Annotated in this window: 22 protein-coding genes; 14 read left to right on the top strand and 8 right to left on the bottom strand. The window is 42.6% G+C overall.

The features are described from left to right. Window positions 1-223 precede the first annotated feature (223 nt). Complete coding sequence (locus QZT26_RS00720) at window positions 224-1,369, top strand: alanine--glyoxylate aminotransferase family protein (protein WP_099325035.1); 1,146 nt, start codon at window positions 224-226, stop codon at window positions 1,367-1,369. A gap of 332 nt (window positions 1,370-1,701) precedes the next feature. Here the strand turns inward: QZT26_RS00720 and QZT26_RS00715 are convergent, their stop codons facing one another. Next, window positions 1,702-2,133, bottom strand: a complete 432-nt coding sequence (locus QZT26_RS00715) for a hypothetical protein (RefSeq protein WP_164994255.1) — start codon at window positions 2,131-2,133, stop codon at window positions 1,702-1,704. 812 nt (window positions 2,134-2,945) lie between these two features. Here QZT26_RS00715 and ppcA point away from each other — a divergent pair. The 8 genes from ppcA (at window position 2,946) to QZT26_RS00675 (ending at window position 16,914) form a co-directional block, all read left to right on the top strand. Beyond that, the gene (ppcA, locus tag QZT26_RS00710; RefSeq protein ID WP_099325039.1) at window positions 2,946-4,418 is read left to right on the top strand and encodes a phosphoenolpyruvate carboxylase; all 1,473 of its coding nucleotides are present in this window, start codon (window positions 2,946-2,948) and stop codon (window positions 4,416-4,418) included. A 205-nt stretch (window positions 4,419-4,623) separates the two neighbouring features. After that, window positions 4,624-5,286 (top strand): DUF2959 family protein, encoded by a 663-nt coding sequence (locus tag QZT26_RS00705; RefSeq protein WP_157820501.1) that lies wholly within the window; start codon window positions 4,624-4,626, stop codon window positions 5,284-5,286. Between the two features lie 287 nt (window positions 5,287-5,573). Next, window positions 5,574-6,992, top strand: coding sequence for a tRNA (N(6)-L-threonylcarbamoyladenosine(37)-C(2))-methylthiotransferase MtaB (gene mtaB, locus QZT26_RS00700; protein WP_295100023.1), 1,419 nt, complete (start codon window positions 5,574-5,576; stop codon window positions 6,990-6,992). Window positions 6,993-7,135: 143 nt separating this feature from the next. Further along, window positions 7,136-7,696 (top strand): phospholipase D-like domain-containing protein, encoded by a 561-nt coding sequence (locus QZT26_RS00695; protein ID WP_164994401.1) that lies wholly within the window; start codon window positions 7,136-7,138, stop codon window positions 7,694-7,696. A gap of 254 nt (window positions 7,697-7,950) precedes the next feature. After that, window positions 7,951-10,242 carry a glutamine amidotransferase gene (locus QZT26_RS00690; protein WP_295100021.1) on the top strand — a complete coding sequence of 764 codons (2,292 nt, stop codon included), beginning with the start codon at window positions 7,951-7,953 and terminating at the stop codon, window positions 10,240-10,242. Between the two features lie 327 nt (window positions 10,243-10,569). After that, on the top strand, window positions 10,570-13,110 hold the full coding sequence (locus tag QZT26_RS00685; protein ID WP_295100020.1) for a hypothetical protein: 2,541 nt from the start codon (window positions 10,570-10,572) through the stop codon (window positions 13,108-13,110). Between the two features lie 370 nt (window positions 13,111-13,480). After that, window positions 13,481-14,689, top strand: a complete 1,209-nt coding sequence (locus QZT26_RS00680; protein WP_295100018.1) for an ABC transporter permease — start codon at window positions 13,481-13,483, stop codon at window positions 14,687-14,689. A gap of 206 nt (window positions 14,690-14,895) precedes the next feature. Next, window positions 14,896-16,914, top strand: a complete 2,019-nt coding sequence (locus tag QZT26_RS00675) for an ABC transporter ATP-binding protein (protein WP_295100017.1) — start codon at window positions 14,896-14,898, stop codon at window positions 16,912-16,914. A 508-nt stretch (window positions 16,915-17,422) separates the two neighbouring features. On the opposite strand, the gene QZT26_RS00670 is transcribed toward QZT26_RS00675, so the two are convergent. From QZT26_RS00670 to QZT26_RS00640, 7 genes are all read right to left on the bottom strand, one after another. Continuing rightward, entirely contained in the window at window positions 17,423-17,647 is a 225-nt protein-coding gene (locus QZT26_RS00670; protein ID WP_295100016.1) for a DUF2283 domain-containing protein, read from the bottom strand. Continuing rightward, window positions 17,632-17,946 carry a hypothetical protein gene (locus tag QZT26_RS00665; RefSeq protein WP_295100015.1) on the bottom strand — a complete coding sequence of 105 codons (315 nt, stop codon included), beginning with the start codon at window positions 17,944-17,946 and terminating at the stop codon, window positions 17,632-17,634. Before QZT26_RS00665 ends, QZT26_RS00670 begins: the two co-directional genes overlap by 16 nt. Window positions 17,947-17,976: 30 nt before the next feature. Beyond that, a complete protein-coding gene (locus QZT26_RS00660) occupies window positions 17,977-18,396 on the bottom strand; it encodes a hypothetical protein (RefSeq protein WP_295100014.1) in 420 nt (139 codons plus the stop codon). After that, window positions 18,368-18,715, bottom strand: coding sequence for a hypothetical protein (locus tag QZT26_RS00655; RefSeq protein WP_205713354.1), 348 nt, complete (start codon window positions 18,713-18,715; stop codon window positions 18,368-18,370). Before QZT26_RS00655 ends, QZT26_RS00660 begins: the two co-directional genes overlap by 29 nt. Before the next feature lie 105 nt (window positions 18,716-18,820). After that, the gene (locus QZT26_RS00650) at window positions 18,821-19,414 is read right to left on the bottom strand and encodes a hypothetical protein (RefSeq protein WP_164994398.1); all 594 of its coding nucleotides are present in this window, start codon (window positions 19,412-19,414) and stop codon (window positions 18,821-18,823) included. Window positions 19,415-19,502: 88 nt separating this feature from the next. Next, on the bottom strand, window positions 19,503-19,799 hold the full coding sequence (locus QZT26_RS00645; protein WP_099325051.1) for a type II toxin-antitoxin system RelE/ParE family toxin: 297 nt from the start codon (window positions 19,797-19,799) through the stop codon (window positions 19,503-19,505). Further along, on the bottom strand, window positions 19,796-20,005 hold the full coding sequence (locus QZT26_RS00640; RefSeq protein WP_099325052.1) for an addiction module protein: 210 nt from the start codon (window positions 20,003-20,005) through the stop codon (window positions 19,796-19,798). Before QZT26_RS00640 ends, QZT26_RS00645 begins: the two co-directional genes overlap by 4 nt. Window positions 20,006-20,913: 908 nt before the next feature. Here QZT26_RS00640 and hisS point away from each other — a divergent pair. From hisS to QZT26_RS00615, 5 genes are all read left to right on the top strand, one after another. Then, entirely contained in the window at window positions 20,914-22,224 is a 1,311-nt protein-coding gene (hisS, locus tag QZT26_RS00635) for a histidine--tRNA ligase (RefSeq protein WP_099325053.1), read from the top strand. 214 nt (window positions 22,225-22,438) lie between these two features. Continuing rightward, window positions 22,439-24,202, top strand: a complete 1,764-nt coding sequence (gene aspS / locus QZT26_RS00630) for an aspartate--tRNA ligase (RefSeq protein WP_295100008.1) — start codon at window positions 22,439-22,441, stop codon at window positions 24,200-24,202. A gap of 121 nt (window positions 24,203-24,323) precedes the next feature. After that, window positions 24,324-24,728 carry a tetratricopeptide repeat protein gene (locus tag QZT26_RS00625; protein WP_099325055.1) on the top strand — a complete coding sequence of 135 codons (405 nt, stop codon included), beginning with the start codon at window positions 24,324-24,326 and terminating at the stop codon, window positions 24,726-24,728. Window positions 24,729-24,771: 43 nt separating this feature from the next. Beyond that, window positions 24,772-25,854, top strand: coding sequence for a tetratricopeptide repeat protein (locus QZT26_RS00620; RefSeq protein WP_295100006.1), 1,083 nt, complete (start codon window positions 24,772-24,774; stop codon window positions 25,852-25,854). Between the two features lie 20 nt (window positions 25,855-25,874). After that, window positions 25,875-26,327 carry a hypothetical protein gene (locus tag QZT26_RS00615; protein ID WP_197705387.1) on the top strand — a complete coding sequence of 151 codons (453 nt, stop codon included), beginning with the start codon at window positions 25,875-25,877 and terminating at the stop codon, window positions 26,325-26,327. Window positions 26,328-26,425 lie beyond the last annotated feature (98 nt).

Here is a 26,425-nt window from a genome sequence, read left to right as displayed (position 1 = left end):
TGTAACATTGCAACAAGTATTATTTTCATATAACATCCTTTTTTGTGCTTAGGGTGGAGCGGATAAACCCTGTTTTCCAGTGAGATTGCCCGGGCTTATCAATAGCATAGACAATCAGGCTTTGCCCTTGCGTCCATTGCAATAAATGTACAAATTCTTATTATTCATCTTTCGAAGACCTTATTTATCGGACAACAAGATATCCTGAGAAAGGAATTTTTTTATGAAGAAAAACTATCTGTTTACCCCAGGACCTACAATGGTACCGCCTGAGGTTTCGCTCGCTGAAGCGCAACCAATGATACACCACAGAACACCACAATTTTCCCAAATATTTTACGAATTGAGTGAGGATTTAAAGTATCTGTTTCAAACAAAAACAGGAGAGGTTTATACGTTAATGTCCTCCGGCACCGGCGCAATGGAGGCGTGCGTTGCCAACGTCCTGTCGAAAGGTGATAAAGCACTGGTAATTACCTCTGGCAAATTCGGAGAACGTTGGGTGGAGCTATGCAAGTGTTTCGGCATTGAAACAGAGGTCGTTAGTGTGGAGTATGGAAAAGGGGTAGAACCTTCCAGGGTGGAAGAAATTCTTAAGAAAAACAGTGAAATAAAGGTAGTTTTTGCAACACAAAGCGAAACATCGACAGGTGCGCTGCACGATATAAAGGCCATTTCACAGATTGTGAAAAAATACAGTGCACTGATAGTAGTGGACGCTATTACCGGCATCGGTGTTCATAAATTTCTTATGGACGAATGGAATGTTGATGTAGCGGTAACCGGTTCGCAGAAGGGGTGCATGTTGCCGCCTGGGCTGGCATTTGTTTGCGTAAACAGCGGGGCATGGGAGGCTGTTGAAAAAGGGGATTTACCCAGATATTACTGGGATTTTAGGAAGATGCGCAAAAATCTTAAAAACAAAACAACGCCATTTACCCCTGCAGTATCACTCGTTATGGCAATGAAGACTGCAATGGAGATGATTAAAAAAGAAGGCATTGAGAATGTGTGGGCAAGGCATGAACGTCTCGCAAATGCCACCAGGGAAGGTGTGAAGGCATTAGGATTGGAACTCTTTGCCGGGAATAGTTCAAGCAATGTTTTGACTGCCATAAAGGCGCCGGAAGGCGTCGATGTTGATAAAATTATTAAAAAATTAAGGGATGAAACAGGCGTTACTTTTACCGGAGGGCAGGACTCCTTAAAGGGAAAGATGATACGCATAGGCCACATGGGCTATGTTAACGATTTTGATATTATTCTGGCGATTTCTGCACTTGAGAAAGGCCTCCATGAAGCCGGCTATCCGGTTGAGTTAGGGAAAGGAATAACCAGAGTACAGTCATTATTGGTAAAGGGGAGATAAATAATAATAACTATATAATGTGTACCGCCGGCTACATACACATAAAAAGGAATAATAAATGCCAAAGGAGTTGTAGAGACAGGTTTAAAACCTGTCTCTACGGTTGTATATGAATGCAGTTATAACAATTTGCAGCAAATGCTTCGCCCCTACTTTACTTTAAATCGGGAACGCGCCCATTTCAGTTATATAATCGAAATTCATCTCCATTACCGCACCTGTTTCCAGCAGTAATGAACCGGATACATATCATTTATCAACGCAAGCGCCTCAACAATTGCGCCGGCTATACCCCAAAGCCCGAGCAGATATGCCACTACTTCCGCACGTGTTCAGTCCAATATTTTCTGCTCCGCTTCAGGAATCGGAATATTCCTGTCTTTCGCCAAAATCAACGCCTCTTTGTATTGCAACGGGAGATGGGCAATCCGCGCCAGTGTTCCCAGATCATAAAGCAGCTCTGCCACAGAGGTCTGGTCTATGATGTTTATGTAAGGAAGGACTATTTGGCAAGGATAACGAATAAAATCCCGTTTAATCTTTTCAAATCCAGAGACTTCTCCTCGATTGAAAGGCTCGGTATCACTCTTCCACGCTGACTTGTCCGGCAAGCCCTTATGATGCCCGTCAATTGCAATTGATGCCTCAATGATTCTACAAAGTAGTGCATAACCGGGCACCCCATGAAACATGAGGCACACTGCCGCGTTTCCCGCCGTTTGTGAGATAGTCCTGAAATGCCTGTTGATACTTGCCAAGGTCATGCAACAACGCTGCTATCTTGAAAATTTGTTTGTAGTTTTTGTGACATGCAAAGTATTCCGCAAACATTGCCGTTTGATGCAGATGTTTTGATAAGCTGTGTTTCTCTTTATTACTATTTTCTGAAGGTGCAAAATACTCAGGCATTATATTCCTTCAATACACAAACCTACCCAATAAGCCAAATCCCCGGCGCCAAATTCATGTAGTGCGACGAAGTTCGTCGCACTAAAAAGGACAATTTCAAGTTTCAAAAAACCAGATTTCCGCTAAAGAGCATTGTGGAGTCCGAAACAAATTCTAATGACAAAATATTATGATATGCTAAACAAACGCATCTTTCATCTTTTGTACCAGCCTGGTTCCGGCTTTTCCATGTTGGGAATTTAAGAGAAGGCATTGCCATTGCAGAGGGAAAATGATATGATTCCTTGGTCAAAAATCACAGAACGGCTGCCCTTAATAACCCCGAAACATTATTTTAGAGTAAAGACGCACGGCTGTACATCTTTGCATTCGTATTAAAACACACCCCTTATATCCCCTCTTTTTAGAGGGAACCTGGGGTATTTTATACATTACGGGTTCACAAATTGGCAACACTTTAGTTTTTTGAAAAATTCCAACAACAGCGATGTTTGCCGCATAGTATAGGGGCGAAGCATTTGTTGTAAATTATCATAAATGCATTCATACACAAACAAGCAAATGCTTCGCCCCTACGGTTTCAAAAAACTAAAGTGTTACCATTTTTTTGATTCGTTCGGGTTAGAAAGTTACCGGATACCTAAATTTGTCCTGAAAGGCCACAAAAATGAGAAAAATACCGAGAACAATGAGTACGCAGCATCCCGACAATGTAATAATGCCGTTTTTTACGGAGGGAGCCCCTTTTCATGGCGAAGATGAAATAAAAGAGGCATATTATGTGTTTTCTCATTTGCGATGTGATGAACAGATGTGGGATTGCGAAGGGAAGGAAGTGGATGAATTTGTCATCAAGAAGTTGCTCACGCGGTATGAAAATTTTTTCAAAAACAAGAGGATTGGCAAGGATCTGTTTATTACCTTGCGCGCGCCGAATCCGGCGTATGAGATGAGTGAGGCAAAAATACTTCTTGAAACCCTGGAAAGCGCCCCGCGTTCCTACGATACCGCCAGGATATTTTACGGAGATGGCGCGGTGCCGCCTATTTTTGAAGTTATTATTCCCATGACGACCAACGCTGATATCATAAACCGCGTATATCATTATTATCATGATTTTGTGGTGGGCAAACAGTATAAGAAATGTTTCAGCGGAGATATTACCATCAGGGAATGGATTGGCGAGTTTATGCCGGAGACTATAGAGGTTATTCCCCTGGTTGAAGATGTCCAATATATGCTTTCTGCCGATGCCATAGTACAGGATTATTTGAAAGATAAAAACTTTCCCTATCAGCGAGTTTTCCTCGGACGTTCTGATCCCGCGCTGAACTACGGTTTTCTGCCTGCCGTACTGGTGGTAAAAATCGCCTTGCAAAGATTAAACCTGTTGCAGGAAAAGCTTAAAATTCCGATATATCCCATTCTTGGCGTAGGCTCCAACCTTTTTCGGGGAAACATGACGCCGTTTAACGTGAAAGAATGCCTCAATGAATACCCGAGCGTTCAGACGTTTACCATACAATCTGCCTTTAAGTATGACTACGATGAGGAAGTAGTCAGAAAGGCTGTTGAAACAATCAATAATCAGGAAAGAAAGCCGCCGGTGGTAATTGACGAAGAAACCGCATTGGATATTACGAAAAGATTATCGTCCGCTTACCGGGAGCAAATCAAGGAGCTTGCACCTTTGATCGGTGATATAGCGCGGTTTGTTCCCAGGAGAAGGATGCGCAAGCTGCATATCGGGCTCTTTGGGTATTCAAGAAACGTGGAGGGGATTACCCTGCCAAGGGTAATATCTTTTTGCGCCGCCTTGTATTCGATTGGATTACCGCCTGAATTGTTAGGGCTGCACGCCCTCACCGGGAAAGACCTCTCATTTCTTAAAACAGCGTATCCCGGTTTCTTTGAAGATATTTCGATAGCTGCGTCCTACTACAATGAAGACGTTAAAAAACTAATATCTCCAAAAATTGCAAAGGATATTGAAAAAGCATTGGGCGTGACAAACTATGTAGAAAATCTCCTGCATAGCGAATATACCACCCAAATCATCAATGCCCTGCTTTCAAAAAAAGAGGAAACCGTTTCTGAAAACATTATTTCCGCTGGAAAGGTGAGGGGATTCCTTGGATAATATTAGTCGATGTTACGAATGCCTTTTGGCAAAAGAAATATTTACCGGGGAATATGCTACACAACATCGCACAGGTTTAATACGGACAACCGATCTATTCCACAGGCTAAATCCGCACGGCCTGTATATTAATTTACCTATTCACCGCCTGTAAAGCAATTTGAGTAAAATGCCAAATACGGCGCTTGACGGAAGGAGAGAAAATATGAACCGTTTGAACGTAGGCTGTATATATTCCTTAACTTTTCTGTTTTTTGTTTTACTGAATTTTTCCGGCTGTCAGACTACATATTATAAAACAATGGAAAGGGTTGGTTACCACAAAAGGGATATATTTACAAATCGGGTAAAAGATACAAGAAATATTCTTGAAGAGACAGAGGAACAATTCAAATCTGCACTGGTTGGATCCAGGTCGTTTGCTGATGCTGAAGGCAGCACGTATGAGCAAAAATATAATACGTTGAATAAAGAATATGAGAGATGCCGTGATAAATCATTGTTGCTAAGTTCACATATTAAATCGATAGAAAAAGTAGCAGAAGCTTTTTTCAATGAGTGGGAAATGGAGTTAGAGCATTATGTAAGTAATTCGCTCAGGCAAGATAGCCAGGAAAAATTAGCGCAGAAAAGAGGCCAATATGAGCATCTTATAAATTCCATGAAATATATTGAGAGAAAAATGGACCCGGTACTCATCAATTTCCGTGACCAGGTGCTGTATTTGAAACATAATCTTAATACACAGTCGATTGTTTCTTTGCAGGATGAGCTTGCCCTGTTTGAAGATGAAGTCCTATCCCTGATTAAAGAGATAGAAATTTCCATTGGAATTGCCGACTCATTCATCAATTCAATAGTGAAATAACGTGACGCTTTAGTTTTTGAAAAAGCAGGGGGCGAAGCATTTGCCCGTTTGGGTATGAACGAATTAAGACAATTTGTAGCAAATGCTTCGCCCCCCACTATGATTATTGGAATTTTTCAAAAAACCAAAGTGTTACAAAAAAATGTATTTTGACAGTTAAAGATAATGAATATATGTAACTATTCAGCGTAATTTATTAAACTACCGGAGATCAGAGCGCAACTCGTTCCCAAACCTTGTACTGAACATAGTGAAGTATCTGTTTGGGAACGAGCCGTGTATCGTTTATGCTGAATAGTTACATTAATGCAAGAAAGAGAGAGACTTTTCGCGCTGCATTTATAGCGGGAAACCAATGTTACATGATTGCAAACCATTCAAAGACGTGCGCTTTTATAACCTTCGGCTGCAAGGTAAATCAGTATGAAACACAGGCGCTTCGGGAATCCCTTATCGCAAAGGGATTTATGGAAATATCCCCTGAAATGGCGGCAGATGTTTATGTAATCAATACATGTACGGTAACTTCTGCAAGCGATGAGAAATCCCGTAATTATATAAAACGCCTGAAGAAGAAAAGCCCGAAGTCCTCCATTGTCGTCACCGGCTGTTATGCGGAATCAGACGCCGCGGCAATAAAGAAAATCGACGGCGTTAGCCATGTCATTACAAAGGCAGATGAATCATCCCTGGCAGAAATCATCGTCGGAAACGATGATCCTTGTATCCCGCAAATCACTTCATTACCGCCATACCTTTTACAAAACAATACGTTCCAAAAAGATTCGATTTACCGCCTGAATATCAGCCGTTTTCATGGGCATACCAGGGCATTTTTGAAAATAGAAGACGGTTGTGACATGTACTGCTCATATTGCATCATTCCTTATGTTCGCGGCGCAATCAAGAGCAGGAAATTGCAGGATATTCATGACGAGGCAAAACGCCTTATCCATAATGGCTACAAAGAAATCGTACTCACGGGAATTCACCTTGGCGCCTATGGCAAAGAAATGTCTGACGGCATTTCACTTGTAAAAATTCTTGAAAGGTTGAGCGAATTTTCCGGTTTGGGAAGGATCCGATTAAGTTCTATTGAAGTAAACGAAATAACTCCGGAACTCATGCACCTCATTGCAGAGAGAAAAACCATATGCCCCCACCTTCACATTCCATTACAAAGCGGCGATGACCTGATTCTCAAAAGAATGAACCGGAAATACACTGCTGCTTACTATCAGGAAATTCTGGACATTATTCGCTCAAACATCAAATTACCCGCCATTACTACGGATGTCATGGTCGGTTTCCCGGGGGAAACGGAGAGGCACTTTCAAAATACTGTTGATTTTTGCACGAAGGCAGGCTACAGCCGCATGCATATATTCCCGTTTAGCATAAGAAAAGGGACGCCTGCCGCAAGTATGCAAAACCACTGTGCTTCACCGAGTATCACACAAAGGAAAGACCTGCTGAAGGCGCATGCCGACACGCTGTCATATGCGTACAAAAAACAATTTCTTAATCATATTGGCGAAGTACTTGTTGAATGGGAAAGAGATGCGAAGACGAATAAATTATGTGGATATACGGAGAGATATATAAAGGTGCTCTTCGATGGCCCTGATACACTGAAAAATTCCATTGTGCCGGTACAGATAGAAAGGATTGAGCGGTCGGATGTTTTTGGCAAACTTAATAATTAACTACTCAATAAGCAGTCGGCGGTCTACAGTCGGCAATCAGCAATAAGCAGCCGGCAATCCTTTGTCCCCCGCTGGCGGGGGTGCAGTGGGTGGAAATTGTAGACTGTAGATTGCCGACTGTGGATTGTAAAAAGGACTCCTGTATGAAATATTTATTCATTGTAATTATATTTTTCACCTGTACTTTTTGTCCCTCCATTTTATTTGCGTTGCCGGCAGATGATGTTGTTCCTCTGGTGGACCAGGAGTACTATTTTCACGTACACAGGGCGATGAAAGACGCCAAAAACTCCATTTTTTGCGTTATGTACTCTGCAAACATCAACCCGAAATACCCGAAAAGCAAGGAATATCAACTGCTGGATGGGCTTGTCGACGCTCATAAACGAGGCGTAGCCGTAACGGTAATATTTGAAAAAAACATTGCCTTCTGGGAAAAAGGAGCCAAGGGCAAAACGGTGGAAAAAAAGAGTCCGAAGGCATACGAGTTTCTCAAAGAAAAGGGTGTTCCTGTTTTTTACGACAGTGTTAAAAATATCACTCATAGCAAAATACTGGTTATCGATAATTACGTCACCATTCTTGGTAGTACAAACTGGACGTACAGCGCCTTGAATAAAAACCACGAGGCCTCCGTCCTGATCAAGTCCAGGAGCGTAGCGGAGTCTTTTCTTGCGAAACTCAATAAGATCCCAAGGGATTAACCGAGACTGCTTATTGATCATAAATGGCGCTTGTTTAGAATTTCAAATCATTTTGTCATTAGAATTTGTTTCCTACTTCGTATTTCGAATTTCACGAGTATCTTATTTCACCATTAAATATTTTGACAAAAATGCAAAGATATTACTGATAAGCACAAAGCCCTCCCCACTATGTTTCATTATTATCGACGGCAAATCTCTTTTTCATCGAAAACATTTTACAATAAAAGCGAATTGATAGTATAATGACACGCATGGAAAATGTTACCCAATGGAACCTAATTTTTACCGGGCTTGAAGGTTTTGGCCTCCGTGCGATGGTGTTTATAATTGCAATAGCGATTCTCTTTTTTTCATGGTCGAGCATCAAAAATATCCGGCCTGTTTCCCGGCGCATACTCTTATTTTCTTTACGGCTGGCAGGAACCCTGCTGATAGTCCTTCTCCTTTTTCAACCACACCTGGAGCAAAAAGAGGTATTGAAGCTGAAAAATAAGGTGGTTTGCCTTCTCGATGCTTCGAAAAGCATGTCTCTTAAATGCGGAGATATTGCGGTTACCCGGGCACAGTTGCTTGATAATTTTTTTACGGAGAATGATGCTTTTTTCAAGGAACTGCAAAGTTCTTTTGACGTAAATTTCTTCACTTTTTCCGATATCCCAACGGAAACCTCCTATAAAGATATCAGGACGGGTATTACTCCAGATGGAGAAGATACGGATTTTGCGCAAACTCTGAAATATTTACAACAACGTTACAAAGACGATAATGTGAAGGCTTTTTTCCTTTTTTCAGACGGGAAAGACACGGTGGAACGCCCGGCGAATGTAAATGCCTCGGAGGTTATAGCAGGCATTGCAAGAGAATTTTCTTCCCCCTTTTTTACCTTTGCACCCGCAGAGAATATGGAGGCAAGAGATGTTGCTTTAAGCAGCATTTCCTACAACACATTTACTTTTGCGCGAAACCCATGGAAGGTAGACGCCACGATAAAGGTGATGGGATACAACAACCTGAAACTACCCGTTACGCTTAAAGAAGGGAGCGACATTATTTCTACAAAGGTTATCACTGCCAATGAAGAAGGTGAATACAACGTCACCCTCTCATTTACTCCATACAAAACAGGAACCTTTCTTTATACCGTATCGATTCCCGTTCAGCCGAAGGAAGCAATTACTGAAAATAATCAGGTAAGCTTTCTTGTTAAGATAGTGCGGGACAAGATCAGGGTAATGCATGTTTGCGGAAGGCCCTCATGGGACGAACGTTTTTTGAGACAAGCGCTGAAGAACGACCCGAACATTGACCTTGTTTCTTTTTTCATCCTGCGGACGCCGAATGATATTTCCAACGCAAGCAATGATGAACTCAGCCTTATTCCCTTCCCCGTGGACGAACTCTTCACAGAGGTACTTAACAGTTTTGACCTGGTGATATTTCAAAACTTTGACTACCGCCCTTACGATTCCCCGATATACCGGTTTTCTTACTATTTAAGCAACATTGAAACATTCGTAAAGGACCATGGCGGCGGCTTTCTCATGATGGGGGGGGACTTGTCTTTTACACAGGGAGGGTATGACGGCACCTCTATAGAAGAAATTCTGCCGGTTTACCTTACGTCCGGCAAAGACCTTACGGAAACAGCCGGATTACGCGCAGCTCTTACAGAAAACGGACAACGACACCCAGTGACAACCCTTGATATAAATAACGACAGAAACCTCTCCATATGGGAAAATCTCCCGGAACTTGATGGCTGTAATATTACGACACAACCAAAGGCTGACGCTGTAGTATTGGCCACATATCCATCACAGGGAGAGCCTCCACTCATTGCTGTTCGCGATGTCGGGGAGGGAAGATGCATGGCTATTACCGCCGATTCCCTTTGGCGATGGAATTTTCTATCAGTGGGGAGAGGGGGCAGCAACAGATATTATATGAAATTCTGGCAAAATACCATCAAATGGCTTATTAAAGACCCCCTGTTCAATCCAATCCACATAACGATAAACAAGGACACGTTCCTTCCGCAGGAAGAAGTACAAGTAAATATAAAGGTTTTGGAAAAAAGCTACCAGCCATGGGAAGGGGTGCAATTGGAGATAGACGTAACAAATGAATTTACCGGCAAAAGCATTTTCGTTAACAAAGGAATGACCGGGAGCGATGGACAATATACCTTTAATTTTAAATACGAAGAGGAAGGGTTTTATATTATCAAAACAATTGCAAAAAATGACAGCGGGGAGATCGGGCAGGAACATACCGTGTTTAATATTATGAAAACGGATAAAGAATTTAAGGACACTTCGATCCAAAGGGAATTGCTTATGAAACTGGCGGAGGTTTCCGGGGGAAAATATTTCAGTTTGCCCCAAAAGGATATCAGGGGAAAAATTTCCATAGAAAATCCGCCCATTACAAAACTTGTCGGAAAAAAGCAAATTTCGCTCTGGGACAAAGGGTACGTTTTTGTGATCATTATATCAATCGTGTCCTTTGATTGGTGGATAAGAAAACGCAGCGGCCTAAGCTGAACGCCATGCATTTGCAGTCAATCCAGAACCAATAATGGGCATGATGTGTAGTGGCAAGGCGTGCCTTGCCATTGCGTGATGGAAGTGGCATGATCTCTGTTTTTACACCTTCTCGTTCCTACGCTCTGCGTCACATCAAAGTAAAGGCCATCGACGAGAAGAAAATACAAACCCAATTATTCGTAACAATTTAGTTTTTTTTGGGTGTAAATGTGACGTATATCATATACTTTTCTGCATTAATCGTTACAATCTCTGCCATGTGCTTTATATTCTATAACGAGTTTTTATGTGATTATTCACAAAAATAAAGGAAGGGAAAAAAATATGAAAAAATGTATGTCTATGTTCGGTGTTTCTTTTTTATTTACCTTAATTATATGTACCCATTTTGCCTTTGCTGCCGGCGTGGAAAAAGTAAACCTAGGCATATATGGCGCTCAGGTACAGGATATTACATCATATGATAATTCAGGCACAACGGAAATTCTTATTGGTATTGATAGCATCAAAGGGGTATACAAATGGAATACGAGTACTTCTTCTTCATGGGAAGCGGTCACTTATCCCGATATCACCGGCAAGTGTTCAGAGATTGAAACAAACCTTGTCTCCGGCTATGAAAATGATATTTATGCGATCATCAGCGACAGTACCGGCGCCTCACAAATATATGCAAGCGACAGCGGTGGTAGTTATGGAAGCTGGGGGAATATTGCAACCTTTATTTCTGCTCCTGGGGTATTAACTGCCCATAGTTCAGGCTTATACGCCGGCACTTATCAGGGAGATGTTTACAGAAATACCGGCGGAACTAGCAATTCTTTTACCTTGCTGTATTCTTTTGGCTCCGGTTCTGAAATCACCTCTCTTTCTGTCTATGATGCGGATACTATGTTTGTTATGGTAAGAACCGGCGGTAGCGTTGTAACGCCATACAAATTGGACGGTTCGCCTTTAATTGCAACGGCGCTTACACTGCCGACAAGCCCTGCGTCCGGTTCAGGTTCCGTTGAGGTTGAAATAATCGGCGTAGACCCTACAGACGTTAACACTATTTTCATCGCAGGCGGTTCAGCAAACCCGCAGGTTTATAAGACAACAACCGGGGACTCCCCCTGGACTTCTTCATGGGATTTTGAGAGTTCCGGCGCTGATAATTTTCCGGGAGGATTCCCTCAATATATTAGATTTAATAACAACCGTGTCTTTATCAGCGCTTCTGTATTGGACGGTGCATCCGGTTCATGGTCTCATGCGCCTATCCTTTCCTCAACGGTTGGTTCATATACCGTAGATACCCATGTTAATGATGGGGCATTAGATATTAACCCCAATGATACAACCAACATTTACATGGCAACTGACTGGGCTATTGGAGAGCTTAATTATAATTCAGGCACATGGACAGCCGTCTCGGAAATTGGAAATAACAATGGAATAGAAGGCGTTGTCTTAAATGATATCGATTTCTATGAATACTCTTCCACCCATAAAGAACTATGGATTGCCTCAAAAAGCGGCGTCGGCAGGGCAGTCAATTTCGACCCCACAGATTCCTCATCAACAGCAAGTTCTTCAGACTGGATTTTTCCTATGTTTCCTGAGACTGACGGGCCTCCGGTAACGGAAGTAACCATAAATCCAAATGACCCCTCAATAGTATTCGTAGGCAATAATGCGGGAAGGGTTTATGTGACAACAACAGGCACATCCACTTCACCGGCATGGGCAAAGGTATTCCAGGCAGAAGATCATACCAGCGAGTTTGGTTCTACACGCCCGGATCATTCAAATATTACCGCAATTGGTTTTGTGCCTTCCGTCTGCAACAGGATATACATTGCAGGCACAAACTGGGAAACCGGCGCAAACGGGGGAATATTTTATAGTGACGATGACGGCGCTACCTGGACTGCCGATACCATAAACAGCACTGGCGCAACTATTGATTTTCCGGTCAACACACTTTGGGTAACTGACAGTGAAGTCTGGGCTGGAGTTGGCGGGGAAAACAGTGCGGAAACAGGACTTCGCTGGAGGCTTTCCGTATGCTTAACCAATAGTTTCTGGACTCCATCTACCGGAACAAATATTGATAATGAAGTTGTAACGTCCATAGACGGAACTACCATCTCCGGGGATGTAACAGTTTATATTGCAACAAAAGGGGGCGTTTATAAAGGAGAGAAACCGTCGGGCAGTTCTACATGGGCATGGCAAACGGTAACCCCTACTTCCGCAACATCCACAGATTTCACCTCTGTTACGGTAAACCCTTCCGATGCGAACAATGCATATGCTGCAGTGGGTAATTGTATTTATGAAACCGCAGACGGCGGCGTTACATGGACTATTTTTGGCTCGTCCTGCAACGATTCACATGAAGATGTTAACGTATTGATATTTGACGATATTCTGGCAGGCACGGCAATCGGATTGTTTTCTTACAGCAGTAACGATACAACCCCAACTCCAACTCCAACCCTTACCCCAGACATAACTGCAAGCCCTACTCCAAAAACAACTCCAACTCCCACACTTACGCCTACACCAACACCAAAAGAAGGGTGCAAGGCTGATTCCATGCAGGTTTCACCTGATAAAATTTCATTATTTGTTGGAGAAGGCAAGGACGTATATGTGAAAATCACAGGAAATGATAACTGCCTTGTAGAAGGCGCCAGTATTAAAGCAAAGGTGACAAAGGGCAAGCGGTCATTACACCTGTCATCCAGGAAAGAAACTACGGATGCAAACGGAGAGGCTGTCTTTGCGATAACCGCCAACAAAAGAGGCAAAGCAAAAGTTATGTTTAAATCGAACAATCTGAAGAAAAAAATACCCGTAACAATAGAAGAAGATTAACCACTCAAGTCAAAAGTGAAAGTGAGACTTTCACTCTGGCTTTATCTCTCACTCCGAAGGGCTGCTACGTGGTTAAGAGCGTGTTTACTGCGAGGTTGCTTCGGAAAAGACCCTCGCAATGACAAACCGGGGACAGTTCGCATTGACAAAAGCATGTCATTACAAGGTGTCCAAGCTTGTCATTGCGAGGGATCCAGCATGTCATTACAAGGGTCACAGCATGTCATTGCGAGGGTCTTTTCCGAAGCAACCTCGCAATGACAAGGTGGTTAAACTCTCTTTGGTCACGGCTTTGCCGCACTATGTATTTAATGGCGAAATTTCCTATGTTTTAATACGAAGAGCAACTTAATGAAAGGTTTTTTGCGGCATGCCGCCTTTGTTAAAAATAGCGTTACGCGCCATATTAAGGAATAAATTACGCTCCTCACTTACAATACTTGGTATTGTTATCGGGGTGGGGGCGGTAATTGTCATGGTAGGTATTGGACAGGGTGCTAAGGACTTGATTGAGAAACAAATAGAAAGCCTGGGCACAAACGTACTCATTATTATCCCTGTCAGCACTTCTCACACCGCCGCCAGGGGAACGGAAGGAACCATTACCCTCACTGCGGAAGACGTAGCGGCAATAGCGAAGGAATGCCGGGAGGTAAGCCATGTATCGGCGAATTTACGAACGGCTTCCCAGGTGGTATATGGAAACCAAAACTGGTCAACAAGCATTGTAGGCATTCACCCGGATTATCAGATTATACGGAACTGGGAGCTGGAGGCAGGCAGGTTTATCAGATCGCAGGACGTCAAGATAATGGCAAAGGTATGCGTATTGGGGCAAACGGTTGTCGGGAATTTATTCGGGTCTCTCGACCCGGTGGGCAGGTGGATACGCATTAACAATATCCCGTTCAAAGTAATTGGTGTATTAAAGGCGAAAGGGCAGTCTCCGATGGGTACAGACCAGGACGATACCGTGCTTATGCCGTATACCACCGTTCAGAGAAAGATTATGGGCGTTACACATGTCAGCGCTATCCTTGCTTCTTCGTATACCGCGACGGGACGTTTCAGGGCTATCGGGCAGATTACCGATCTGTTGCGAGAGCGCCACCGGCTGCGGGCTGGGGATGAAGATGACTTCCGGATTATCAGCCAGGTTGAATATGCATCTACAATGACGGAAACCAGCCGCACAATGACCATACTGCTGGGGAGTATCGCGTCTGTTTCTTTAGTTGTGGGAGGTATCGGGATAATGAATATCATGCTTGTCTCCACCACCGAAAGAACGAGGGAAATAGGCATCAGGATGGCGGTTGGGGCGAAGGAAAGGGATATCCTTCTTCAATTTCTGATAGAGGCGACAGTATTGAGTTCCATCGGCGGAATTATTGGGGTAATCTCCGGCATTGTCTTTTCAAAGGCTATTTCAGTCTACGGTGGATGGCCTTCGATGCTCACCCCATTGCCAGTGGCAATAGCATTTCTCTTCTCCAATATAGTAGGTATCTTTTTTGGATACTATCCCGCAAGAAAGGCATCAAGGCTGAATCCTATCGAAGCGCTCAGGTACGAATAAGAAGTGTTACAAAATGTTCAATATTCAATTCTCAGATTGCCGCTCATGTGCATTGAACATTGAATATTGAACTGAGCCTGTATCCAATCCCCACACGGACAAACAGAGTTTGTCCGTGCCACCCATGTTGCACGAAAATATGTATAGCAATTCCAAAAAACTAAAGTGTTACGCAAAAGGATATTTTTTGCTTATAATAGCTGTCTATGAAAAAAGATTTCCATTCAAAAGGCACATACGTAAGATTGTTATGCTACCTGAAGCCATATTGGCGGCGGGTGATTGTCATTCTGCTGCTTTCAATAATCAGCGCTTTTGTTGCCGTGTTGCCTATTCAAATATTGGGAATAGCGGTTGACGAAATAAGAATGGCAGACCGCCATGCGAATAGGAATGTAGAGACAACGCATGCGTTGTCTCTATCCGCACAAAATGCAAACACGCCTGGCGATGAACCGGTTATTAAAAAGAAATATTCCATTCCCATGGCAAAACCGTTGCTGAAAATGTCCGGATATATTCATAACCATTGGTTTCTGGAGCATAATGCCATTATGGTTACGCTCGTATTCCTTGCTTCGGGTTTTCTCGTGTTGCACGCAATAAGCAGTTGTATATCACTGGCGCATGGGTATATTACCTCAGAGCTTGGGCAGCGGCTTGTGTATGACATGCGGAATCAGCTTTACGGCCATATCCAGCAATTCCCCCTGAGTTATTTCGAAAATAACAAAACCGGCGACATTATGAGCAGAATTATGAACGATGTGAATTCACTGGAACAGGCGATTGTGGGTCCGGTGATTACGTTCATTACCGATATGTTCAAATTCTTCTGGATTATTTATTTTTGCATGAAACTGGATTGGCATCTTACCTGCATCGTTTTGTTTGTATGCCCTTTTATTTCACTCTGTACCTATAATTTCGGGAAAAGAATCAGAAGGGTTTTCCGCTTGTTACGTGAAAAGACCGGCGATCTCAACGCACTTATTCAGGACAATATATCCGGCATTCGTGTTATAGCGGGTTTCGCGAAAGAGACGGAAGAACTGGAACGTTTTAAGCACAAAAACTACGAGAACTACTTTCTTCACGTCCGGATTCTGAGGCTTGTGAATACCCTGCGGCCGGCGGTTGATTTCATAACGGAAACCGGCGCAGTGGCTGTTATCTGTCTGGGAGGATACAAGGTGTTGCAGGGGCAGCTTTCTGCGGGAACGTTTGTTATTTTCTTTCCCTACCTGCAAATGATGTATGGTCCTATTACCGGGCTGACGCGGTTTTATAATCAGGTGCAGCGCGCCATTGCATCAACCGAACGTGTTTTCGAAGCGCTTGATACGCCCGTAGAATTGCAAGACGCTCCGGATGCCCGGCCATTGCCGGTGGTACAGGGATTTGTGGAATTCAAACATGTACACTTTATGTACGGGAAGGACAAAGAGGTGTTAACGGACATTAATATAACTGCATGCCCTGGCCAGATGATTGCCTTTGTAGGGCCGAGCGGGAGCGGAAAGACCACGCTGACCAAACTGCTGCCACGGTTTTATGATCCGGTAAAGGGGGACATATTTATTGATGGGTATAATATTAAAAACGTCACCCTGCATTCTCTGCGAAAACAAATGGCGATGGTGCTTCAGGAAACCTTTCTTTTTAACGACACGGTAAGAACAAACATTGCTTACGCAAGATCGGACGCATCGGATAGAGACGTTGAATATGCTGCGAAAGCTGCAAATGCGCACGAGTTTATCATGCAGCTCCCGAATGGTTACGATTCCATTATAGGAGAGCGTGGGGTAAAACTTTCAGGGGGACAGAAACAACGCATCGCAATCGCGCGGGCCATCCTTGCAAATCCAAGAATACTGATCCTGGACGAAGCTACTTCCTCCGTAGATACGGAAACGGAACAGCTCATCCAGAATGCCATCTACCGGTTGGTAAAAAACAGAACAACATTCATTATTGCCCACAGATTATCAACAATTCTCCATGCAGACAGGATTGTTGTTTTGGAAAATGGAAGGATCGTCGAGGCAGGTCTTCATCAGGAACTTCTTGCGAATAATGGACTGTACAAAAAGCTCTTTGAGATGCAATTCGATACTCAGGAAAAAATAAAACCGAAACCAGAAACCGAAACCGGAGAAGGCATGAAAAACCCCGAACCGGTTATAGAGATAGAAGAACTCCGGCAAACCATGGAATGGTAGAAAAAGGGTAACACTGGGAGCATTCCCGTTTTTTTGTAACCGTTAATGATGAGGTCAGGACGAAACAACCCTGACAGGGTTTCAAACCCTGTCAGGGTTAACACTACTGCAACGTTTCATTAAAACATAGCGGAAGTTACAAAAAATCAGGAATGCACCTGTATGCAAGATTTATCCACTTTTTCGTAACATTTTAGTTTTTTGAAAAATTCACGGTATAGAAAAAATACCATGTAGCCCAGTCAGGGGCGGTCTGTTTGTAGCACAATAAAATTCAATAGAGTAAATAGCTCCGCAGGAGCGGCCTGTCCGTATTCAGGCAGACCTGTTTAATATGGATTTACAAGAGACAGGTCGCTCCTACGGAGCTTATAGGTAATACATTTTTCAAAAAACTAAAGTGTTACCAGCTTCCTGCAGTAAAGAAGTAAAGAACTATTAAAAATATTATTTACAATTTTGACTTTGAAAAATCGCAAATATCTAGCAGGTTAGGTAGAACTATTTGTTATAGTCTTTTTTGATAATCAGGTTTAAGAATTAAGGAAATGGGTTTTTGTGCCTTTAAAGCGCTTACTTTTAATATTGAAAAACCAATAACTTCTCCAGTCTTATCTACTTTTTCCATAACAGCATCATTCTCGGTTTCTTTAAAAAAACCTTCTTTCCTATCAAACAACACTTCAAGGTAATCCCCTTCCTGGTCGTACCATACTTTTATTTCTCTTCCCATAATATTTCTCCCTTTTTTATTGTATATGTAAAGTATGCAGTAATAATAAATGAGTCATCAATCCATGATTTTATGACAACACAGAGATATTTTTCGGTTACAGGGGTTCTGGAGTATTTTTTATAAAACAACTCTACTTCATTATCCGTTTTCGATCTTACGATCATGAAAGGACTTTTAAGTGAGTCCTTTATTTTATCATATTGATTTAGCATTTCAGGATGATCTTGTTCAATATGGTCTTTTCTGTCACCAGTAAATCTTATATTTCGATTCTGGTAATCTTTAATGATTTCCATTTTATTTTTATTATTTTAGGGCCATAATGTTCAAATTGAGGAGCTGTGCGCTTTTGCGCAGTCTCTCTCGAATACAGGGTTATACACAGGTTTAATAGCCAGCATTTCATTGCCACCTCGCTGAAACTCGTAAGGTACACGCTTGACCTCAACGCCGAAGCCGTGATTCTCAAGATGTTTGCTCACAAAATCAAGGTGGGGCGATGGCGTGCTATCGAGCGCAAGCAGTGGAAACACACGTACTTCGCGAGCAACACGCAACATTTCTTGAAGAGCCTGAAGATGAAACTCCGCCGATAAGTGGGCGCTGTACAAAAATAGAAAATGAGACGATAAGGCGATGTCGAATTGTCCGCTTTTGAAAGGTAACGACGGCAACTCCCCTGCAATGTATCGGCCTTCCTGTTTTCCTGTTTCGAAGTCAGCAAGGAAAATTTCCATTGCTGACATGCGAACATTCCCGGGTTGTTCCACTGACGGAATAGCTCCCCCCCCAAACGTAGTCGTTTTTGTTCTTGCGCATTTGTGTCATCACGGCTTCATAAGTATCAGAGACGCGGCTTCTAATCTGCGCAGTGTCAAAAACATAGATCGGATCGACTGAGACGACGTTACTACCGCACTTGCTCAGTGCGGAATTGAATGCGGCAGGGCCATCACCGCAGCCGAGAACACGAAGCTCCAGATCGCCCTCTGTGAGGCCGAACATGCGGATGTATTCGTCATACGAACGCCCCCACGGTACGACTTTGTCGAGCGTAAATCCCATAGATGGCCTGCCTGTCTAACGGTTAAAATCACTGGCCGGCCCCGGTGTGTTAAAGAAAAAAACGCGCTGCTAGTTCCGGCCAAGTGCATTTTTTTGTTAGCTGAATCACGTTAATATACTCAGCAATTGATAGGATTCTTCAAGTAAAACCCGTCTACATGCGACATCCTTAACGTCTTTAAGTACAGTGAAGATTTCAACATATCGGTTTCTGATCTTTATGAATTCTGAAGAGTTATAGAGTTGTGAGATCCATTTGATTTCTGTAACGGACAAATTGTCAAGGATTTGCGAGGGGGTATATTCAAAATAATCGCTTTCGCAGTCGTTTGAAGAGTGCCACATGTTGTATTCAGGTATCTCTATACCAATGATTTTTGGTATAAAGTATAAATTTGAAAGCATTAATTCAGCTAATTTGATTTTTGCTTCACCAGTTTTACCCATTTGATACAGCATAATTGCCCAACATAATATTTGAATCGGTTCTCCGCTATCATCTGGGAATTCATTCTCGTACCATTCAATGTATGTCGATGATTTTTTCGGATCACCGAGTAAAAAATAAAGACAGAAAAGCAAATATCTTTTACCAGCACCGTCATTGATTGAACCATAAGTTTTCTTTTCTTTATTCAAGGAGCTTTTATAACTTGAAATGTGCTGTTTAATCTTTTTTTCTGTATCTGGAATATTCATATATGTTTTACTTTCCTCCTTTTATAGGTTTTCAGCCAACGTCGCAAATCAGCCGCGCCGCTTTTTGGCGTCGGCCGAATTTGCCTTGTTATGTTCTTTTTTTCCAGTGCCGTGGATGACGACTGCCATGCATAACGGCAAGTACCACAACCGAGTCTTCATCGACTCGATAAAATATCCCAAAAGGAAATCGGCGCACTACAGCACGGCGACTTTGCCTATGCACTACGGGGTAAATATTCGGATTTTCTGAGATTGTATCTAATGCAACAAGAACGTCATCAAGAAACTCTTGGCCAAGACCTTTACGTTGCCTATCATACCACGTCGCAGCATCTTCAATATCTGCTTCAGCTTCTGGTCGAAGATAAACCTTAAGACTCACAATCGTTTCCTAATGTCAGATATTGCTTCACCGGCTAAGCGGCCTTTAAGTCGTTCCGATTCGTAAGCATTCAAGCGTCGGTCAAGTTCCTCTTTTTGTTCATCGGTTAATGGCAATGCCGCTTGATCAGTAGCAATGCTATCCCAGATATCCTCAACCAGTCTTATCCTCTCTTCAATCGGGAGATTACGTAAATAAGCTGTCATCGTTACTTCCTCCGTTTATATTTTAACAGTATTTGACTCACAATATTTTGAAACAGGACCATTGATTATCACAATCAATTGCCCTGATGGCTTGAGAAAAACACTATTATCAGGTAAAATTGTCGCGTAGTTTTTAAAAAATTACTTTATAATTTTATTTCTTATACATTGTAGGATAGGAGAAAAAGATGTCAAACAAAAAAGGGGGAGGTTGCCAGATGAAGCGAAAGATATAATGAGGCTTAAGCATTATTATATCCATCCATAAAGAACGATCATACGGTGATTGGATCAAACGATATATTCAATACCACTGAATGACCGGTAGAGTGACCGAAACAGCTTTCGCTTGCATTTTTACAATCGCAAAGTAAAATGAAACATCCATGGCCTAAAAGTCACAGAGTGAAGTGAAAATAAATAATCCACAGATTACTTGGCGCGGCCTTTGGCCGCAACCAAATTCGAAATACGAATGTCGAAATATGAAACAAGTTCAAATGACAAAAAACCCAATACTCAAAACTTTACGTAAGCCTCATCTAATCAATGTCTTACGGTTGTGTAGTTTGAAAAACTAGCATAAAAAACAAGAAGTTGATGGATAGTAGTACGGATTTCTACAGATCAGGAGAAGATTAAAGAAGTTTTTTATCTGTTGTGAGATCTTTGAATGCGGTAGTTTTTCATAAAACATGACGATAGTGATACACGGGAATCCGGCGAATAAAATGCCCGTGAGTTTTCAGTATGAAGCGCTGTATATGGAAAGGGACTTGCGTTAAATCATCTTTGGTGATATATGAAGAAGGCAAAGTTTTACCCGTATTGAAATACAGTATAAGAAAGCTTTGATAAAAGCAAAGAATTGATTGTTTACGAAAATTTATAAACGTTGAGAATGAAACATGAACGTAGAAACCGATAAGAAATCAGGATATGTATTTAAAGCCCCCAGAGGCACTGAAGATGTTTTGCCAGGCAATTGGGATTTGTGGAAGAAACTGGAGGAGGCGGGCCGTCAGGAGTTCGAATTATGCGGATACTATGAAATCCGCACCCCGGTTTTTGAAGACACGCGCCTTTTTGTAAGAAGCATAGGCGAGGCGACTGATATTGTGGAAAAAGAGATGTATACCTTTTCAGACAGTGAAGATTCGAGCATAACATTGCGTCCTGAAAATACCGCGCCTGTTATGCGGGCATATCTGGAATATGAACTGCACAAAACAAAAAAATTTCAAAAGTACTATTACATCGGTCCGCAATTCAGGAAAGAACGCCCTCAGGCAGGCAGACTTCGCCAGTTCCACCAGATGGGGATAGAAGCGGTTGGCGCAAACGACCCATTACTCGACGTAGAAACGATTGGTGTTGCAGTGAGGATTTTTGAGCGTATCGGGTTGAAAGGTTACAATGTGAAGATCAATTCAATAGGTTGTAATGAATGCAGGCCGGTATTCAGAAATATCATAAAGGACATCCTCTGCGAGCGCGAGACTGCATTATGCGAACTTTGCCAATCACGGCTTCACAGGAATGTATTTCGTATACTTGATTGCAAGAATGAAAAATGCAAGGAAGTAACACATCAACTGCCGCCTGTGAATGACTATCTCTGTGAAGAATGCCGTATTCATGCAAATAGCGTCAGAGAAGCCTTGGTGGGAATAGGCATCCCTTATATTGCGGATGCGCATCTTGTGAGAGGGTTGGATTACTATACGAAAACGGTTTTCGAAATTACCCATTCTTCATTAGGTGCCCGCGATGCAATCTGCGCCGGCGGGAGGTACGACAATCTGATCGCCGATATGGGAGGGCCTTCCATCGGTGCTGTCGGGTTTGCGATAGGAATGGAGGCAACTATTCTTGCGATGCAAAATGTATTAAACAAAAAAAAACAGCCTGTTCATCTCGAAATTAACGAGCCTGCGCCAACGGTTTACATCGTTTCTATCGACAAGGAGATCAAAAAGCATTGCTTTTACCTGCTCAACCTTTTGAGAAAGTCCGGTATTTCCGCGGATCTGGATTATGAAGGGAGGAGTCCGAAGGCACAAATGCGTGTTGCAAATAAACTGGGGGTAAAATACGTTCTGGTGCTGGGGCCTGATGAATTGGAAAGGGGTAATGTTAAGGTAAAAATAATGGAAACGGGCGAAGAGGTTATCGTAAGGCAGGATGAGATACTCAATTGGTTCCTTCAAAAACGATAAACCGGCAAGCGCAATTTAGTCTCACGTCCGTAGTTAAAGAATAGCAAGACACGCGATACAGCAAAAAGGAATTTTTAGATAAAGATCAACGGTATTGCAACCCTCTCTTCACAACAAAAATCCCGCCCTGAATCTTCCTTGCAATAAAGACACATTATTTTTTTTCGGACCATTTTAAATGAGAAATTTGTAATCCACAGGAGGCAGTAAACACATGTCTAAATTAAAGCGAACGTGTACGTGTGGACAGTTGCGCTTAAAAGAGGTCGATTCAACGGTAGTTTTGATGGGATGGGTAGATAGCGTTCGGGACCACGGAGGAGTAATTTTTATCGATCTCAGGGACAGAGAGGGAATTACCCAGGTGGTTTTTAATCCTGACACGGCAAATAAATCATGTGAACTTGCACATCAATTAAGATCTGAATACGTTATCGCAATAAAGGGAAAGGTTGCTGCCAGGCCCGCCGGTACCGTCAATCCGGATTTAGCTACCGGCGAGATAGAGGTGCTTGCCGATGAGCTTGAAATTTTTAATAAATCCGAAACGCCGCCATTTGAAATCATTGACAATTCCAACGTTTCATTAGAATTAAGGCTGAAATATCGTTATCTGGACCTGAGACGTTCAGAAATGCAAACGCATTTAATTTTTCGCCATAAGGTGTGCCAGACTATACGTGAATATTTTAACACACGGGGTTTTATTGATATTGAGACGCCAGTACTGACAAAGAGTACCCCCGAGGGCGCCAGGGACTATCTGGTTCCCAGCAGGGTGAATCATGGCAAGGTATATGCTTTACCGCAATCTCCGCAACTATTTAAGCAGGTGCTTATGGTTTCAGGGTTTGACCGCTATTTTCAAATCGTCCGGTGTTTCCGGGACGAAGATCTCCGCGCACAACGGCAACCGGAGTTTACCCAAATCGATATGGAAATGTCTTTTGTGGATGAGGAGGATATTATACAGGTTATCGAAGGGCTGATTGCTGCGATTTTTGAAAAGGTTGTGGGGAAACCGGTCAACCTGCCGTTCCCCAGATTATTGTATCAGGAGTCCATGGCGTCCTATGGATTCGACGCCCCTGATTTACGATTCGGTATGAGGATACAGGATGTTTCTCACATTGTAAAAGAATCAAACTTTAAGGTTTTTTTAGAGACAATTAACTCCGGCGGGCAGGTGCGGGCGATAAACGCGGCAGGGTGCGGGCATTATTCGAGAAAAGATATAGATGAATTAACGGAATTTGTAAGCCAGTTTGGCGCCAGGGGGCTGGCCTGGTTCAAAGTGGAAGAAACAGGTCTGGTTTCCTCAATAACTAAATTTTTTCCTCCGGAAATATTGCAGAAAATTCAGCAGCACATGAATGCTAAAGCCGGTGATTTGCTCCTGTTTGTTGCGGATAAGGAAAAGGTCGTATCCCAATCCCTGGCGCATCTCCGGACGCATCTTGGTCATAAAAACAATCTTATCAATGCAGAGGAATTTAATTTTGTATGGATTGTTGATTTCCCGCTGTTCGAATATAATGAAGATGCGAAACGTTACGTGGCCCTCCATCACCCGTTTACCTCGCCCCGGTCTGAAGATATTCCTTTCCTGGAGGAAAAACCCTTGGAAGTCAGGGCAAGGGCATACGATCTCGTGCTGAATGGCGTGGAGCTTGGAGGAGGCAGTATTCGTATTCATTCCCCTGAAATACAGAAAAGGGTGTTTCGCCTGCTGGGGATAAACGATAACGATGCGTATCAGAAATTTGGATTTCTGCTGGATGCGTTAAAATTCGGAGCACCGCCCCATGGCGGAATTGCATTGGGAATTGACCGCATGATTGCATTGTTGTTGCACCTTGACGATATCCGGGAAGTAATCGCATTTCCAAAAACACAGAAAGCTACCTGTCCCATGACGGAAGCCCCTTCTGAAGCAGACCCGCAACAATTAAAAGAACTGGGCATAAGCCTTGCCTGAATATTTTGCCGGGTATTAAAATGAACCTTTATAGAAAGGATGATATTTTCGCTAAAGGGAGAATGTCCTGGTTTTTCAGAAAAGACCTCAGGAAAAAGGAAGGATACGCCGAATAATATTTATGAAACAAAAAATGCTTATTATGATTCTATGCGCGTCATTTGTCGTGCTGCTAACTTCAGTTGGCTTTTATATATATTTGAAGCGCCAACACCATTCATTATCGTACCTGCAAATGGCTGGAGAATATGTGCAGCAGGGGAAATACGACGACGCCATTCATTTATTGAAAGAGACATTGCGTAATAATCCTCACATTGCGGAGGCGCATGCCGCGTTGGGCATGATATACAACAAAAAAGACCTGCCCGATGAATCTTTGCAGGAATTGAAAATTGCGCTAACGATGAAACCAGACCTTATAAGTATTTATCAGGAAATGTATAAGGTATACAAGAAAAAGGGTATGGAGGAAGAAGCACAAAAGGCTTTAGGTTCTTATGAAAAATTGAAAGGAAACGAATAAAATTTAATTTGTATAGTTTTTGCAAAAGTGTTAACATTTTTTTATGAAGAACTATTTAAGACTATTTCCTATATTCATATTTGTTGGCATTTTTACTATGTCTTCTGTCTTTGCCGACGCAAATAGCGAAGCAAACAAATTTTACCTGGATGCGTACAATCTGTACAAGCTGGGGAAACTGGATGAATCTCTGGTATTGCTGGAAAAGGTAATAACTTTGAATCCCAATCACCCAGAGGCTCATTTTGGGATGGGAAGCATATACTTCCGCCAGGAAAAATTCCAAAAAGCCGTTGAAGCATTTACGAAGGTGACGGAAATCAAACCTAATTATGTGGAGGCATATCAACGGCTCTGGCTGGCATATAAAAAACTGGGCATGAGTGAAAAAGCCGAACAGGAACTCCTAAAATACCGCAAACTGATAGAAGACCGTATGCAGTCAATGTCAGGTGGTTCGCCTCAGGTGGTAAAACCAACGGCTCCCGCACAAAAGGAACCTGCGAAAGAAAAGGAACCTGCGAAAGAAAAGGAAGAGAAACCAGCAGAACCGGCAGAAACAAAACAAGTGGCAAGGCCAGCGCCGGAAAAAATAACCCCATCGGGAACAACTAAATCGCCGGAATCGCATGTGACGGAATCCAAGCCGGCTGAAAAAGAACCCGTGGCCGAAGTTGCGAAAACGGAGGTGAAAAAGCAACCGGAACCCGTTGCCGTAGTGCCTGTGAAACCGCAAAAAAAAGAGGCACAATCGCCTTCTGTTGTTGTTCCGCCGGAATCTCCGCCGGTTGTACCGGAAACAAGGCCTTTAAGACCGGAAAGTCCGTCGGTTGAACTGAAATATAAACCGCATCTCGATACGGAGTCTGCCGCCAAATATAAAAAATCTTACAAAGGCGACGATCCTACCCTGAAGGGTTTCATTAGAAAATTAAAATCCACGGCTTCATTTTTGATTAAAAATCCTTTCCGTAGAAGCGACGGAGCAACGGAAAAATCTTATTTTGCAAAACTGGTAAAGGGTGCAGTATATTATGTAGTGGTAATTCAAATTTGGTTATGCGTTGCTGCGGCGCTATGCATTTATTTCTCTAAACCGAGAAGTAACGACAAGGGAAACGCCTGAGTATAATAAGGATATAAACTATGAAACTATGCCCTTTTTGTGCAGAAGAAATTAAGGACGAAGCAATTAAGTGCCGTTTTTGCGGCGAATTTTTGACTTCTTCTCACGAAGAGGTCGGTGAAAGAGAGCCCAAAACCGGATATACTCCCTCATCTAAAAACCTCTATAAAAAAACAAGGCCTCAGAAGGGCAAAAAAACTCTTCCGCAACACATTGCTGGTAAGGAAGAAGAACGTCTAATGTCTCAACAACAATCTGAGGGGCAAACACCGCTTCAGACGGTTTATGCGCCGCCGGCAGTTGAAGTGAAGAAATCGATAAAAGAAGCATCTGCCATCGTCTTCCCTGGAAAATCCGGCGAGGTAAAAAAGAAGAAAAAAGACTGGGTATTAATAATTGCGATTATTGTATTTGGTATTTTACTTCTGGTAATACAATTCAGCAAACAACTTGGCATAGAGGGATTTCCGTAATCTTCAGAACACCGTTGTTTTTTGAAAAATTCCAATAATAGCGATGTTTGCCTCATAGTGTAGGGGCGAAGCATTTGCTGCAACTAAAAAGGGGTGCA

Origin of the sequence: uncultured Candidatus Kuenenia sp., from assembly GCF_900696675.1 — a bacterium.
GTDB classification, from domain to species: domain Bacteria; phylum Planctomycetota; class Brocadiia; order Brocadiales; family Brocadiaceae; genus Kuenenia; species Kuenenia stuttgartiensis_A.
The sequence above is the reverse complement of the archived record's forward strand: the minus strand, read 5'-3'. Positions and strand labels throughout refer to the sequence as shown.

What these genes read in the sequence shown, in the direction of transcription:
- QZT26_RS00680 (WP_295100018.1), top strand. Translation starts at nt 13,481, where the DNA reads ATGCCGCCTTTGTTAAAAATAGCGTTACGCGCCATATTAAGGAATAAA.
- QZT26_RS00685 (WP_295100020.1), top strand. Translation starts at nt 10,570, where the DNA reads ATGAAAAAATGTATGTCTATGTTCGGTGTTTCTTTTTTATTTACCTTA.
- hisS (WP_099325053.1), top strand. Translation starts at nt 20,914, where the DNA reads ATGAACGTAGAAACCGATAAGAAATCAGGATATGTATTTAAAGCCCCC.
- QZT26_RS00670 (WP_295100016.1), bottom strand. Translation starts at nt 17,647, where the DNA reads ATGGGAAGAGAAATAAAAGTATGGTACGACCAGGAAGGGGATTACCTT.
- aspS (WP_295100008.1), top strand. Translation starts at nt 22,439, where the DNA reads ATGTCTAAATTAAAGCGAACGTGTACGTGTGGACAGTTGCGCTTAAAA.
- QZT26_RS00620 (WP_295100006.1), top strand. Translation starts at nt 24,772, where the DNA reads ATGAAGAACTATTTAAGACTATTTCCTATATTCATATTTGTTGGCATT.
- ppcA (WP_099325039.1), top strand. Translation starts at nt 2,946, where the DNA reads ATGAGAAAAATACCGAGAACAATGAGTACGCAGCATCCCGACAATGTA.
- QZT26_RS00625 (WP_099325055.1), top strand. Translation starts at nt 24,324, where the DNA reads ATGAAACAAAAAATGCTTATTATGATTCTATGCGCGTCATTTGTCGTG.
- QZT26_RS00720 (WP_099325035.1), top strand. Translation starts at nt 224, where the DNA reads ATGAAGAAAAACTATCTGTTTACCCCAGGACCTACAATGGTACCGCCT.
- QZT26_RS00640 (WP_099325052.1), bottom strand. Translation starts at nt 20,005, where the DNA reads ATGACAGCTTATTTACGTAATCTCCCGATTGAAGAGAGGATAAGACTG.
- QZT26_RS00695 (WP_164994401.1), top strand. Translation starts at nt 7,136, where the DNA reads ATGAAATATTTATTCATTGTAATTATATTTTTCACCTGTACTTTTTGT.
- QZT26_RS00690 (WP_295100021.1), top strand. Translation starts at nt 7,951, where the DNA reads ATGGAAAATGTTACCCAATGGAACCTAATTTTTACCGGGCTTGAAGGT.
- QZT26_RS00715 (WP_164994255.1), bottom strand. Translation starts at nt 2,133, where the DNA reads ATGACCTTGGCAAGTATCAACAGGCATTTCAGGACTATCTCACAAACG.
- QZT26_RS00615 (WP_197705387.1), top strand. Translation starts at nt 25,875, where the DNA reads ATGAAACTATGCCCTTTTTGTGCAGAAGAAATTAAGGACGAAGCAATT.
- QZT26_RS00660 (WP_295100014.1), bottom strand. Translation starts at nt 18,396, where the DNA reads ATGTCAGCAATGGAAATTTTCCTTGCTGACTTCGAAACAGGAAAACAG.
- QZT26_RS00655 (WP_205713354.1), bottom strand. Translation starts at nt 18,715, where the DNA reads ATGGGATTTACGCTCGACAAAGTCGTACCGTGGGGGCGTTCGTATGAC.
- QZT26_RS00675 (WP_295100017.1), top strand. Translation starts at nt 14,896, where the DNA reads ATGAAAAAAGATTTCCATTCAAAAGGCACATACGTAAGATTGTTATGC.
- mtaB (WP_295100023.1), top strand. Translation starts at nt 5,574, where the DNA reads ATGCTGAATAGTTACATTAATGCAAGAAAGAGAGAGACTTTTCGCGCT.
- QZT26_RS00705 (WP_157820501.1), top strand. Translation starts at nt 4,624, where the DNA reads ATGAACCGTTTGAACGTAGGCTGTATATATTCCTTAACTTTTCTGTTT.
- QZT26_RS00650 (WP_164994398.1), bottom strand. Translation starts at nt 19,414, where the DNA reads ATGAATATTCCAGATACAGAAAAAAAGATTAAACAGCACATTTCAAGT.
- QZT26_RS00665 (WP_295100015.1), bottom strand. Translation starts at nt 17,946, where the DNA reads ATGGAAATCATTAAAGATTACCAGAATCGAAATATAAGATTTACTGGT.